Origin of the sequence: Sphingomicrobium sp. (assembly GCA_036563485.1) — a bacterium.
Lineage (GTDB): Bacteria > Pseudomonadota > Alphaproteobacteria > Sphingomonadales > Sphingomonadaceae > Sphingomicrobium.
On the sequence record DATCMI010000001.1, the window covers coordinates 1511463 to 1524151 of the forward strand.

The window sequence follows — 12689 nt, forward strand, 5'->3', positions numbered from 1 at the left end:
CGTTCCCCCTACCGACTAAAGGATAGCACATGACCGTCCGTTCGGCCCTTCTTGCGACTGCCCTGCTCATCGCCGGGTGCGGCAGCCCGGCTTCATCGCCGGCGGCCCAGCCCGCGAGCGGCAATAGCGCGCGCCCGTTCACCACCGCTCAGGTCGCGACGTTCGATTCGCCCTGGGCGATGGATTTCCTGCCTGGCTCGGGAGTCCGCATGACCAACCGGGCGCTGGTGACGGAGCGCGGCGGCAAGCTGTGGCTGGTCGATGTCGCCACCGGGCAAAAGCAGGAGGTGAAAGGTGTCCCGGCCGTGCAGGTGGCGGGGCAGGGCGGCCTTGGCGACGTGGTCGTCCACCCTGATTTCGCGGGCAACCAGCGCGTATATTTGAGCTTTGTCGAGCCGGGCCCGAACGGGACCAGCGGCGCAGCGGTCGGGTACGGGCGACTGCTTTTCACCAGCGCGGCCGCGCCGGGGGCGCCGGTGGGCGTGTCGCTCGACGGTTTCAAGATCATCTGGCGGCAGACGCCGAAGGTGTCGGGGGGCGGCCACTTCGGTCACCGTATCGCCTTCGCTTCGGACGGCACGATGTACGTGTCCTCAGGCGAGCGGCAGAAGATGCAGCCGGCGCAGGATCGCGGCAGCGACCTCGGCAAGGTCATTCACTTGACCGCGGAGGGACAGCCGATCGGCGGCCGGTTCGTCACCATGGGCCATCGCAATCCGCTCGGCCTCGCCTTCGCGCTGGACGGTCGTCTATGGGAAGTGGAGATGGGCCCCGAAGGCGGCGACGAGCTCAACCTCATCGTGGCGGGCCGCAACTACGGCTGGCCCGAGGCTTCGTACGGCAGCCATTATGGCGGTGCCGAGATCGCCGACGATCATCGCGGCCGCGGCTTCGAGGAGCCGAAAATCTGGTGGAACCCGTCGATCAGCCCGTCGTCGCTCCTGATCTATTCCGGCGACCTGTTCCCGCAATGGAAAGGTGACGCGCTGATCGGCGCGCTGTCCGGCCAGGCGCTGATCCGCGTCGATGTGGACGGGGACAAGGCGCGCAAGGTGGACCAGTGGGACATGGGCAACCGCATCCGCGCGGTCGACCAGGGGCCGCGAGGCGAGGTCTATCTGCTGGAGGACGGAGACGGCGCGCGGCTGCTGAGGCTCGAGCCGCTCAAGTAGAGCGGGCGAGCGCGCCGGCATCGGCCTCGATGAGAGCCGGCTCAATCTTCGAAGACGAAGATCCGGGGTGGCAGCGCGGCCTTGAAGCCGGGCGTGTACGTGCCCTCGAGCTTGTTCGGTTTGATCTTCGCGAGCTTGGAAGCCTGGTGCTCCGCATAGGCTTCATAGGTTTCGTAGCGGCGCTGCCGGAACTGAGGGGAGCCGTCCCAAACCACCTCGTCGCTCATGCAGGCCTCCGCACATCCGTAAACAGCGCAGATCACACGCCGCGAAAAGAGGAAATCCCATTGCCCCCGGCAAGGTGACAGTCAATGTCCCGCCGCTCAGGCCACTCGACGGTAGCGGAGGTAATAAGGTCGGCGGCCCTGGCGTCGCGACTTGGCGCCATAACGCGTTTCGATCCACCCACCCGAAGGGTTGAGGAAATCGGCGGGCTTTTCGGCCAGCCATTCGAAGACCTGGCTGTGCCGCTGCATCACCATCAGAGACCAGTTCAAATAGGTCGGATCGTCGGTCGCGAGCCGGAACTCGCCGTTCGGCTTCAGCTTGCTTGCGAACAGCTCGACCGGGCGGTCGTTGACCATCCGCCTTTTGGCGTGGCGGGCCTTCGGCCAGGGATCCGGGTGGAGCAGATAAAGGAAGCTCAAGGCGCCGTCCGGCACGCGCTGCAGCACCTCGAGCGCATCGCCGCGCCAGATCCGCACGTTGCGCAGATTTTTGTCGCGGATGTGGCCGAGCGCTGTGGCGACCCCGTTGAGGAAGGGCTCGGCACCAATGAACGCGTGGTCGGGCAGCATGTCGGCGCGGTCGGCGAGATGCTCGCCGGAGCCGAACCCGATCTCGAAGTGGAGCGGCGCACGCTGGCCGAACAGCCGCTCGGCGGTGATCTCGCCATCGGCGGGCACTTCGATCTGCGGCAGGAGCTTGTCGATCAGCTCCTGCTGACCGTGGCGCAGCTTGTGCCCGCTCGAGCGGCCGTACAGGCGATTGAGGGTCAGCGGGTCGCCGGGCTTGTGGGCGGTCATCGCCGCCGCCTAATCGCTCAAGCCGTCGTTCAGCAAGCGCGGGGCAGGATTGAGCCATGAAGACGCGCATCCTCATCGCTCTGGCTGCCGGCCTCGTAGGCGCGAGCCCCGCTTATGCAAGCGGCGGGCTGGTCTGCCGAACCGCAGGCCCGCAGCCGGTCGAAGTGGCGATGGTGATCAGCCATACGGCGATTTCCTTGGTCGTCTCCGCGCGGCTGACCGACAACGGCCGCGGGGTCGCGGTAGCGCTGGCACAATCCTGGCTGGAGCCGAATGAGGTGCGCCTCGACCTCACCGACCGCAACGCGATGCGGCATGAGTTGCGGCTCCGCGCCAAGCGCAGCGGCAGCGTTTATGATGGGTCGCTGTGGCGCAACGGCCAGCGTCGCTGGGTCCGCTGCCGCGAAGCTTAGGCGCCGCTGAAGGGAACCAGTTCGCCGCCGTAGCCATTAACTTCCCGAAAAGGGGAGTTCGATGGCTGACACTCTGGGGCATCGCCGCTCGCGGCCGCTCGCCATCTCCGGGCGGCGCATTGCCTCAACGCTTCTCGCCATCCCGATTGTCTGCTTCGCCGGCGCGGTGCTGACCGACTGGGCCTATCTTGGCAGCGACGGTCATCTCACCTGGCTGTTCTTTTCGACCTGGCTGATCCCCGCGGGTCTGGTGGTCGGCGGCTTCGCCGCGGTCGCGCTTTTGATCGACGCGGTCCGCTTGCGCGGCGGGTGGCTCGCCTTTTTGCTGTTCGTCGCAGCCTGGGCCGTCGAGCTGATCAACAGCTTCGTCCATATGCGCGACGGTTGGACCGCAGTCGCCGGGCTGGGGATCATCCTGTCAGTGATCGGAGCCGTTCTCGCATTGCTCAGTGGCTGGTTCGCTGCCGGCGACCGGCCCGTCGCGGGATGGGAGGAGCGGCGATGATCCGGCGCTTCCTCATCAGCGCTGCGGTGCTGGCGCTCGCCGCTTGCGGCAAGAACCCGCAGCCGATCGACCCGGCTCAGCAGGTCGGCGCCAACCCGGTGCTGCCGGAGCCTGAGGAAGAGCTGATCGCCGCGGTGGGCGTCGCCAAGGTGGTCGGCTGGAAACAGGGCGAGACACCGCACGTGCCCGAAGGCTTCACGATCCGGGCAATGGCGAGCGGCCTTTCGCACCCGCGGACCGTCACCCCGCTGCCCAACGGCGACGTGCTGGTCGTGGAAAGCGACAAGGCCGGCATGGAGCCGGTCGACCGTCCCAAGGACCCGATCCGCGACTTGATCATGAAGATGGCGCACGGCGGCGGCGGCAAGAAACCGCCACAGCCGCAGCGGATCGTCCTGCTTCGCGACGCCGATGGCGACGGCGTCGCCGAACAGCGCAGCATATTGGTCGACAAGCTCAATTCGCCGTTCGGCATCGTCATGGTTGGCGGCGACCTCTATGTGGCCAATACAGACGCGATCCTGCGCTACCCGTTCACGCCCGGGCAGACGGCGATCACGGCACGGCCGCAGAAGATCGTCGATCTGCCGGCGGGGCCCATCAATCATCATTGGACCAAGGACCTGACGGCGAGCCCCGACGGGTCGAGGCTCTATGTCGGCATTGGTTCGAACAGCAACATCCAGGAGCGCGGAGTCGAGGCGGAAACGAACCGCGCCGCGATCTGGGAAGTCGACCCGAAGACCGGCGCCTACAAGGTCTTCGCCAGCGGCCTGCGCAACCCCAACGGGCTGGCCTTCTACCCCGGCAGCACAACCCTGTGGGCGGTGATCAACGAACGCGACGAGCTCGGGCCGAACCTAGTGCCTGATTATCTGACCTCGGTGCGGCCGGGCGCCTTCTACGGCTGGCCGTACAGCTATTATGGGCAGCATGTGGACCCACGAGTGCGGCCGCAGCGCCCCGACCTCGTCCGCAAGGCGGTCGCGCCGGACTATGCGCTCAGCTCGCACGTCGCGCCTTTGGGGCTCGCCTTCTACAATGGAACGAGCTTCCCGGCCGGCTTCCGCGGCGGCGCCTTCGTCGGCGAGCACGGCAGCTGGAACCGCACCGATCCCAACGGCTACCGCGTCGTCTTCATCCGATTCGAGGGCGGACGGCCGGTCGGCAAGCCGATGAACTTCGTCAGTGCCTTCCTCGACGGCAAAGGCAATGCCCGCGGGCGGCCGGTCGGGGTGGCGGTCGACCGCTCTGGCGCGCTGCTGATCGCCGACGATGTCGGCAACACGATCTGGAGAGTCACGGCCCGGCAGCCCGCCGGCGCGGCGCAACGAACCTAGGAACAGGAGAGAGAGCATGGCCCACGACACACGCTACGGCGACAATCCGCGAAGCACGGCGCAGATCGGCGGTCACCCGCTGCACCCGATGCTGATCCCGTTCCCGATCACCTGCCTGGTCGGCGCGTTCGTCACCGACCTGCTTTACCTGAACAGCGGCGACCGCGGCTTTGCCGTGGCTTCGCACTGGCTGCTCGGTTTCGGCATCGGCACCGCGCTCATCGCGGCGCTGGCCGGATTGACCGACTATATGGGTGACGACCGCATCCGCCGCCTCGGAGTCGCGCTTCAGCACATGCTGGCGAACGTCGCGGCGGTGGTGATCGCAGTCATCAACTTCGTGATCCGGATGGACGACGTGACCGACATCCGCGGTCTCGGCGTTTATCTCTCGGGCGCCGTGGTCCTCATCCTCGTCTATTCGGGATGGCTCGGCGGACACATGGTCTACCGCCACCGAGTCGCGGTGCAGGAAACGCCCGACAAATTCTCGGGCGATTCCGCTGCGTCAGGCGACCGCCGCCCGTAGGTCTTCGACCAGGTCGGTCTTTTCCCACGGGAACAGGTCGCCCTCTGCCTTGCGCCCGAAATGGCCGTAGGCAGCGGTCGCCTTGTAGATCGGCTTGTTGAGGCGAAGGTGGGTGCGGATGCCGCGCGGCGTCAGGCCGCCGAGCTTTTCGATGCGGCCGATCGCAGCCTCGATCTGCTCGTCGCCGACGGTGCCGGTGCCGTGCGTGTCCACATAAAGCGATAGGGGCTGGGACACGCCGATCGCATAAGCGAGCTGGATGGTGCAGCGGCGCGCGAGGCCTGCCGCGACGATGTTCTTGGCGAGATAGCGGGCGGCATAAGCGGCCGAGCGGTCGACCTTCGTCGGGTCCTTGCCGGAGAAGGCGCCGCCGCCGTGAGGCGCCGCGCCGCCGTAGGTGTCGACGATGATCTTGCGGCCGGTCAGGCCGGCGTCACCGTCCGGGCCGCCGATTTCGAAGCTGCCGGTCGGGTTGATGTGATAGACGGTCTCGTTGCCGAGCAGCTCGGCCGGGAGGACGTCGGCGACGACCTTCTTCACATAAGCATGAAGCTCCGCCTGCTTTTCGCCCTGGTCGTAGCCCGGCTTGTGCTGGGTCGACACGACGATGGCGGTCGCCTTGGCCGGCTTGCCGTCTTCGAAGCGAAGCGTGACCTGGCTCTTGGCATCGGGCTCGAGGAACGGGGCGCGGCCGGCGTGGCGGTCCTCCGCCATCCGCTCGAGGATCTTGTGGCTATAGTAAAGCGTCGCCGGCATCAGGTCCGGCGTCTCGTCGCAGGCGAAGCCGAACATGATGCCTTGATCGCCCGCGCCTTCGTCCTTGTCCTCGCCGGCATCGACGCCCTGCGCGATGTGCGCCGATTGCGGGTGGAGGTTGTTGGAGAAGTTCAGGCTCTCCCAGTGGAAGCCCTTCTGCTCGTAGCCGATCTGCTTGACCGTCTCGCGGACCGCTTGCTCGATCTCGGCGGGAACGCCGGGCGCCCAATTGCCCTCTTCGTCCATGATCCCTTGCCCGCGGATCTCGCCGGCCAGGACCACGCGCTGAGTCGTCGTCATCGTCTCGCACGCCACGCGCGCTTCCGGATCCTTCGACAGGAAAAGGTCGACGATGGCGTCCGAAATCTGGTCCGCGACCTTGTCGGGATGCCCTTCGGAGACGGATTCGGACGTGAACAGATAATTGCTGCGCATGGGCTGAAATCGACCTCGATTTTCGGGATATAAAGAAACCTTTATATCGCGCCTCTAGCGGCGCTTACGGCCCAGCACAATGCCGCCCGCCATCACTGCGAACGCGAGGAAGAGCGGGAGCAAATTGCCGAACCGGGCGAACAACGGCACGGCATCGCCGGGCGGCGGCAGAGCGGTCTGGATGACGCCGGCCGTGCGCCACGGGAGCGACTTCACGACATCGCCGCGCGCGTCGATGACGGCGCTGATCCCCGTGGGCGTCGACCGCAGCACGGGAATGCCTTCCTCGGCCGCGCGGAGCCGCGCCTGGGCGAGGTGCTGCGGCGGTCCCCAGGAACCGAACCAGGCGTCGTTGGACGGGTTGAAGATGAAGTCGGGGCGGTTTTTCCGGTCCACGACATGGCCGGAGAAGATGATCTCGTAGCAGAGCTGGAAGCCGACCTTGCCCCATTGGGTGCCGAGGTCGATCGAGCGGGGTCCCGGGCCCGGCGTGAAGTCGATGTCCCCGGGTGCGAGGCGGGACAGGCCCAGCGAGGAGAGGAGCGGCCGCATCGGGAGATATTCGCCATAAGGCACCAGATGCGCCTTGTCGTAGCGGCCGGCGAGACGGCCAGCCGGGCCGAGCACGAAGACGCTGTTCGCGGCCCCGTTCACGCGGACACCGTCGGGCGACGAAAGCGCGATGCCGCCGGTCAGCAGCAAGTCGCCGGGTCCGAGCAAAGCGGCGGCGCGCGTGCGCTGGAACTCGGCGAACGCCTGGTGCTCGCCGGTGCGCGCATCTTCGAGCGGGTCGGTGACGGCAGCTTCGGGCCACAGCAGTAGGCGCGGCTCGCCGGTTGGCCGCCCCGACAGCCCCGCCAGGCGCCGCGCCGCTTCCTCGTCGAAGCCCGGGCGCCATTTGTCTGCCTGGCCGATGTTCGGCTGGACGATGCGCACGGTGCGGATCGTCAGCGGGTCTTCCGGCACCTTCGACGACGGCAGCAGGTAAAGGAACAGGGTGGCGCCCAGGATCACCACCAGGGGCAGCCACTTGCGATAATATTCGAGCCAGATCGCGCCGCCGAGAAGAACGACGATCATCGACAGGCCGTAGGTTCCGATCAGCGGCGTCACGCCGATCAGCGGAGTCGGTACCAGCGCGGCGGCGGCCGGGTTCCATGGGAAACCGGTGAACATGGTGCCGCGCAGCCATTCGGTGATCGCCCATGCGGCGCCGAGGACCGTCACCAGGACCACGCGGTCGTCGCGGCCGAAGCGCCAGGCGAGACCGGCAGCGATCGCCGGATAAACGGCGAGATAGAGCGAGAGAAGGACCACGGCTATCCAGCCGAGCCAGGCCGGCATGTTCGCCTGGTAGGTGAAGCTCGTCGCGATCCAGTTCAGCCCGACGACGAATTGCCCGACGCCGAAGACCCAGCCGAGCAGCAAGCTTCTGCCGAGGGATTTGCTGCGGTCGAGCAGCTCGCAAAGCGCGGCGATGCCGACCAGCAGCAGCGGCCACCAGCCGACCGGCTCGAATGCGAAGGCGGAGACCGCGCCTGCGACAAGGGCGATGAGCAGATGAAGCATCTGGGCTGCTGGCTAGCCGCTACGCCGGAGGAACGAAAGCCTCGACAAGAGATGCGTGTCTTTGCAGGGCACGGGCATGAGCCTGCCGCCCTTCCACCTTGCCTTTCCGGTCGACGACCTTGCTGCCTCACGCCGCTTCTACGGCGGGCTGCTCGGCTGCCCCGAAGGGCGCAGCGCCGACGAATGGATCGACTTCGACCTGTTCGGCCATCAGATCGTCGCCCATCTGGCGCCCGAGGCGGTGCGGGCGCGCGCGTCGAACGCGGTTGATGGTCATGACGTGCCGGTGCCGCACTTTGGGGTCGTGCTGCCGATGGCGCAGTGGAAGGCGCTTGCCAAGCGGCTGGAGGCCGCGGGCGTGGAGTTCGTGATCGCGCCGACTGTTCGATTCGAGGGCGAGCCCGGCGAACAGGCGACGATGTTCTTCCACGATCCGGCCGGCAACGCCCTGGAATTCAAGGCCATGGCCGACCCCGCGAAACTGTTCGCGAAGGCTTAGTCTTCCGCGACCGCGCCGTCCGGCGCGTGCAGCCGGACGCGGATGATCCGCCGCGGGTCGGAATCGACGGCTTCCAGTCGCCAACCGGACGGATGGGTCACGCACTCGCGCTTGGCCGGGATGTGTCCGGCAAGAAGGAAGACGAGGCCACCCAGCGTGTCCACTTCATCCTCGTCCGAGGAGAGGCGCGGGTCGACGGCTTCGGCAAGCTCCTCCAGCTCGATCCGGGCGTCGGCTTCCCACAGCCCGTCCTCGAGCATCGCCAGCATGCCGGCCTCAGCCTCGTCATGCTCGTCCTCGATCTCGCCGACGATTTCCTCGACGATGTCCTCGATGGTGACCAGGCCTTCGGTGCCGCCGAATTCGTCGACAACAATCGCGAGGTGGACGCGCTCGGCGCGCATTCGGGCGAGCAGGTCGATGATGCCCATCGATTCCGGCACGAACAAGGGATCGCGCATCAGCGCGTCGATCGAGCGGTCGCGCTCAGGATCGTTGAGCGCGACGAACACGTCCTTGATATGGACCATGCCGGCGACCTCATCGAGGCTTTCGCCGTAAACGGGCAGGCGGCTGTGGCCGGCGTCGGCGAAGGCGCGGACAAGATCGTCGAAGGTGATGTCCTTGGGGACGGCGATAATCTCGCCGCGGGTCACGCATATGTCGCCCGCAGTTTCCTCGCCGAAGTGAAGCAGGTTGCGCAGCATCTGCCGCTCGGCCGGCGACAGGTCGCCCGGTGCAGGGCGCGAGCTGTCACCTTCCTCTGCTTCGTCGATCGCGTCCTCGATCTCTTCGCGCAGGGTGGGTTCGCTGTCCTCGCCCCAGATCAAATGCTGGATTCCGCGCCACAGCCGCGAGCCGCCGCCATCGTCGCCTCTCGTCGCCATCAGGCGGTCACCTCGTACGGACTGGCAATGCCGAGCGCGGCGAGCGCACGCACTTCGCGCGCTTCCATGTCCGCGGCTTCGGAATCGTCGTGATGGTCGTAGCCGAGCAGGTGCAGCGTGCCGTGCACGAGCAAATGGGTCGCGTGCTGCTCGATGCTCAGGCCCTTGTCCGCTGCTTCCGCCTCGCACACGCCGCGAGCGAGGATAATATCGCCGAGCAACAGTTCGGGTCCGGCAACATTTGCACGCTGCAGATCGCTCTGTTCGGCCATGGGGAAGGAGAGGACGTTGGTCGGCCGGTCCTTGCCGCGCCATTCGGCATTCAGCGCGCGCACCTGCTCGTCGCTGGTCAGCGTGACGGAGATTTCGACCGGCCGCTCCGAGGTCGCGAGCTGGGGGAAGGCGCTCTGCGCGACTGCGGCCTGAGTCGCTTTTCGAGCCAGCTCCTCCCAGGAGCTGCTACTGTCCCAGTCCTCGTCTGCGTCGAGCGCGATTTCGAGCATCACGCGTTCGGTCCCTCATAAGCTTCGACGATGCGGCCGACGAGCGGGTGGCGAACAACGTCGGCGCCGGTGAAGCGGATCGTGGCAATGCCCTTGATCCCGTCAAGCTTGGCGACGGCATCGGCGAGCCCGGACTTGCCGGGGTCCGGAAGGTCGACCTGGTTGGGGTCGCCGCAGATCACCATCCGACTGCGCATGCCGAAGCGGGTCAGGAACATCTTCATCTGCTGCGGCGTGGTGTTCTGCGCTTCATCGAGGATGATGAAGGCGTCGTTGAGCGTGCGGCCGCGCATGAAGGCGATCGGCGCAATCTCGATTTCGCCGGACGTGATGCGGCGCTCGACCTGCTCGGCGGGGAGCATGTCGTACAGCGCGTCGTAGAGCGGGCGGAGATAGGGATCGACCTTCTCCTTCATGTCCCCCGGAAGGAAGCCGAGCCGCTCGCCGGCCTCGACCGCTGGGCGGGAAAGGATCAGCCGTTCGACGCTGCCGGTGATCAGCTGCGACACGGCTTGCGCGACCGCGAGATAGGTCTTGCCCGTGCCCGCCGGCCCAAGCCCGAAGATCATGTCCTGGCTGGCGAGCGCCTCCATATAGGGCGTCTGCATGGCCGAGCGCGGGACGATGGTTTTCTTCCGCGTACGGATCATCACCCGCGGCGCGGAGGTCACGTCCTCCTGGATGATCCCGTCGAGGTTCGGCTGCGCGGCCATGCCGAGCACCGCTTCGACGGCCTCGGCATCCACATCGTGGCCGCTGTCCAGGCGATTGTAGAGGCCGGTCAGAACGTCGCGGGCGCGGGACGCGGATTCCGCATCGCCCTCGATCTGCACGCGGTTGCCGCGCGCCGCGATGTGGACGCCCAGCCGCTGCTCGATAGTGATCAGATGGCGATCGTAATCGCCGAACAAGGGGCCGAGCAGGTACGGCTGCTCGAACTCGACCTCGAGGCGAGCGCGGCCCTGTTCGTTGGCCGCTTCGGCCAGTTCGCGCCGCGCCATCAGGCGGCCGCTTTCTGGACCAGGGCACCGGTCATGCTGTTCGGGCCGGCCGCGACGAAGGTCACGTCGACAATATCGCCGGGCTGCGCCGCCGCCTCGACATGGACGGACTGAAGCCATGGCGAACGGCCGATCATCTGCCCTGCGTGGCGCCCCTTGCGTTCGATCAGCACCTGCGTGGTCATGCCCATGGTCGAACGGTTGAACGCCAGTTGGTGATCGTTGATCCGGGCCTGCAGGCGCTGAAGCCGGTCGTCCATGATTTCGCGTGCGATCTGGTCCTCCATGGTGGCGGCCGGGGTGCCCGGGCGCGGGCTGTACTTGAACGAATAGGCCGCAGCGTAACGCACCGCATCGACGATCTGCAGCGTCGCTTCGAAATCCTCTTCGGTCTCGCCCGGAAAGCCGACGATGAAGTCGCCCGAAATGGCAATGTCGGGCCGGGCGGCGCGCACTTTCTCGATGGTGGCGAGATAGCTGTCGGCGGTGTGGCTGCGGTTCATCGCCTTTAGAATGCGGCTTGAGCCCGACTGCACCGGCAGGTGGAGGTAGGGCATCAGCTTGCCGACCTCACCATGAGCAGCGATCAGATCGTCGCCCATGTTGACCGGATGCGACGTGGTGTAGCGGATGCGCTCCAGCCCATCGATCTTGTCGAGCGCCCGGATCAAGTCCGCAAGGCGGCGGCCGCCGTCTTCCCATGCGTTCACATTCTGGCCGAGCAGGACGATTTCGCGAGCGCCGGCATCGACTAACGCCCGGGCTTCAACGACGATGTCGTCCCACGGGCGGGAGATTTCGGCGCCGCGCGTGTAGGGCACCACGCAATAAGTGCAGAATTTGTCGCAGCCTTCCTGGACCGTCAGGAAGGCGCTTGGGGTGGCGCGGCGGCGCTGGGGGAATGCGTCGAATTTGCTGAGCGGCGGCAAATCGGTGTCTACCGGGCGCGCGCCACCCGTGGCCTGCGCCACCATCTCGGGGAGGCGGTGATAAGCCTGTGGGCCGACGACGATGTCGATCATCTGCGACCGGCGCTTGGCCTCGGCACCTTCCGCCTGGGCGACGCAGCCAGCGAGAGCGATCAGCGGCTTCGAACCGTCCTCGCGCTTCAGTCGGCCGACATCGGAATAGGCCTTTTCGGCCGCCTTCTCGCGGATGTGGCAAGTGTTGAGCACGACGAGGTCGGCATCGAGCGCTTCGTCGGCGGCCGTCATGCCCTGCGCGCTCAGCAATTCGGCCATCCGCTCGCCGTCGTAGACGTTCATCTGGCAGCCGAAGCTTTTGATCTTGAAGGTCTTGGGAGTCATTCTCCCGCACCTATAGGCGAGTGTGCGGGGGACTTGAAGCGGAGCATGGTTGCAATCGCCTCATGCGCCTCCTGTGTCAGTTTCTTCCGGTCTGCGGCGCGGTCCAGCGGCGGCAGGACGTGGATGACGACGGGCAGCGTTCCGCGCCGGCCGAGGATCCGAAGGACATTGTCCTTGCCTGCCTCCTCGAACCAGCCGACCTCTGCCGCCGCATCGCCATAGTCGATCGCGACCGGGCGGATCGCGACATCCTTTGCTGCGTAATTGGCCGCCTCCAGCAGGGTCGAGCGAAAGGGCAGGAGGTGCGTTCCCGGGCCGGTGGTCCCTTCGGGGAAGAGCGCGACCGCTTTGTCGCCCTCCAGCGCGCGGGCGATTGTGAGCGCCTGGTCCTTGGCTCCCTTGCGTTCGGAGCGCTTCACGTAAACGGTGGCGTTCTGGTCGGCGAGCCAGTGGATGAAGCCATGGCCAAGCTCGTCCTTCGACACGAACGCGCAGCGCGTAGCGCCTGCCATGACCAGGATGTCGAGCCAGCTGGTGTGATTGCACAGAAGGAACGTGTGCGGCCGCACCGGATCGCCTTCGAGCCTCACGCGCGCACCGATGATCCAGGCAACCGCGCCGAGAAAAAGCGGCGGCACCGGCGATCGCCTGAGCACGAGCTTCGCCAGCAGGTGAAGCGGGGCGAGCAAGAGGAACAGCAGCACGATCGCGGCGATGCGCAGCACCGCGCGCGTGGTGAGCGCCGCTG

General features: G+C 66.6%; 15 protein-coding genes. 6 read left to right on the forward strand and 9 right to left on the reverse strand.

The window, feature by feature from the left end; genetic code table 11:
- Nucleotides 1-29 precede the first annotated feature (29 nt).
- Nucleotides 30-1172, forward strand: coding sequence for a PQQ-dependent sugar dehydrogenase (locus VIL42_07810; protein ID HEY8592755.1), 1143 nt, complete (start codon nt 30-32; stop codon nt 1170-1172).
- A 41-nt stretch (nt 1173-1213) separates the two neighbouring features.
- Here VIL42_07810 and VIL42_07815 read toward each other — a convergent pair whose 3' ends face one another.
- Together VIL42_07815 and trmB are read right to left on the reverse strand one after the other, a co-directional pair.
- A complete protein-coding gene (locus VIL42_07815; protein HEY8592756.1) occupies nt 1214-1399 on the reverse strand; it encodes a hypothetical protein in 186 nt (61 codons plus the stop codon).
- A 96-nt stretch (nt 1400-1495) separates the two neighbouring features.
- A complete protein-coding gene (gene trmB / locus VIL42_07820) occupies nt 1496-2197 on the reverse strand; it encodes a tRNA (guanosine(46)-N7)-methyltransferase TrmB (protein ID HEY8592757.1) in 702 nt (233 codons plus the stop codon).
- A gap of 56 nt (nt 2198-2253) precedes the next feature.
- Between trmB and VIL42_07825 the strand changes: the two genes are divergently transcribed.
- From VIL42_07825 to VIL42_07840, 4 genes are all read left to right on the forward strand, one after another.
- Entirely contained in the window at nt 2254-2610 is a 357-nt protein-coding gene (locus VIL42_07825) for a hypothetical protein (protein HEY8592758.1), read from the forward strand.
- Between the two features lie 61 nt (nt 2611-2671).
- Nucleotides 2672-3115, forward strand: coding sequence for a DUF2231 domain-containing protein (locus tag VIL42_07830; GenBank protein ID HEY8592759.1), 444 nt, complete (start codon nt 2672-2674; stop codon nt 3113-3115).
- A complete protein-coding gene (locus VIL42_07835; protein ID HEY8592760.1) occupies nt 3112-4455 on the forward strand; it encodes a sorbosone dehydrogenase family protein in 1344 nt (447 codons plus the stop codon). The genes VIL42_07830 and VIL42_07835 overlap by 4 nt, the downstream gene beginning before the upstream one ends.
- A gap of 16 nt (nt 4456-4471) precedes the next feature.
- On the forward strand, nt 4472-4984 hold the full coding sequence (locus tag VIL42_07840) for a DUF2231 domain-containing protein (GenBank protein ID HEY8592761.1): 513 nt from the start codon (nt 4472-4474) through the stop codon (nt 4982-4984).
- Here the strand turns inward: VIL42_07840 and metK are convergent.
- Both metK and lnt read right to left on the reverse strand, forming a co-directional pair.
- The gene (gene metK / locus VIL42_07845) at nt 4964-6175 is read right to left on the reverse strand and encodes a methionine adenosyltransferase (GenBank protein HEY8592762.1); all 1212 of its coding nucleotides are present in this window, start codon (nt 6173-6175) and stop codon (nt 4964-4966) included. The genes VIL42_07840 and metK overlap by 21 nt on opposite strands.
- 54 nt (nt 6176-6229) lie before the next feature.
- Nucleotides 6230-7744 (reverse strand): apolipoprotein N-acyltransferase, encoded by a 1515-nt coding sequence (gene lnt / locus VIL42_07850; GenBank protein HEY8592763.1) that lies wholly within the window; start codon nt 7742-7744, stop codon nt 6230-6232.
- Between the two features lie 76 nt (nt 7745-7820).
- On the opposite strand from lnt, the gene VIL42_07855 reads away from it, so the two are divergent.
- Nucleotides 7821-8243: a VOC family protein gene (locus VIL42_07855; protein HEY8592764.1), complete on the forward strand. Its 423-nt coding sequence runs from the start codon at nt 7821-7823 to the stop codon at nt 8241-8243.
- On the opposite strand, the gene VIL42_07860 is transcribed toward VIL42_07855, so the two are convergent.
- The 5 genes from VIL42_07860 to VIL42_07880 are packed head-to-tail and all read right to left on the reverse strand — an operon-like array spanning nt 8240 to nt 12666.
- Nucleotides 8240-9130, reverse strand: coding sequence for a hemolysin family protein (locus tag VIL42_07860; GenBank protein HEY8592765.1), 891 nt, complete (start codon nt 9128-9130; stop codon nt 8240-8242). The genes VIL42_07855 and VIL42_07860 overlap by 4 nt on opposite strands.
- Entirely contained in the window at nt 9130-9633 is a 504-nt protein-coding gene (gene ybeY / locus VIL42_07865; protein HEY8592766.1) for an rRNA maturation RNase YbeY, read from the reverse strand. Before ybeY ends, VIL42_07860 begins: the two co-directional genes overlap by 1 nt.
- Nucleotides 9633-10634, reverse strand: coding sequence for a PhoH family protein (locus tag VIL42_07870; GenBank protein ID HEY8592767.1), 1002 nt, complete (start codon nt 10632-10634; stop codon nt 9633-9635). Before VIL42_07870 ends, ybeY begins: the two co-directional genes overlap by 1 nt.
- Nucleotides 10634-11941: a tRNA (N6-isopentenyl adenosine(37)-C2)-methylthiotransferase MiaB gene (gene miaB, locus VIL42_07875; protein ID HEY8592768.1), complete on the reverse strand. Its 1308-nt coding sequence runs from the start codon at nt 11939-11941 to the stop codon at nt 10634-10636. The genes VIL42_07870 and miaB overlap by 1 nt, the downstream gene beginning before the upstream one ends.
- Nucleotides 11938-12666, reverse strand: a complete 729-nt coding sequence (locus tag VIL42_07880) for a lysophospholipid acyltransferase family protein (GenBank protein HEY8592769.1) — start codon at nt 12664-12666, stop codon at nt 11938-11940. The genes miaB and VIL42_07880 overlap by 4 nt, the downstream gene beginning before the upstream one ends.
- Nucleotides 12667-12689 lie beyond the last annotated feature (23 nt).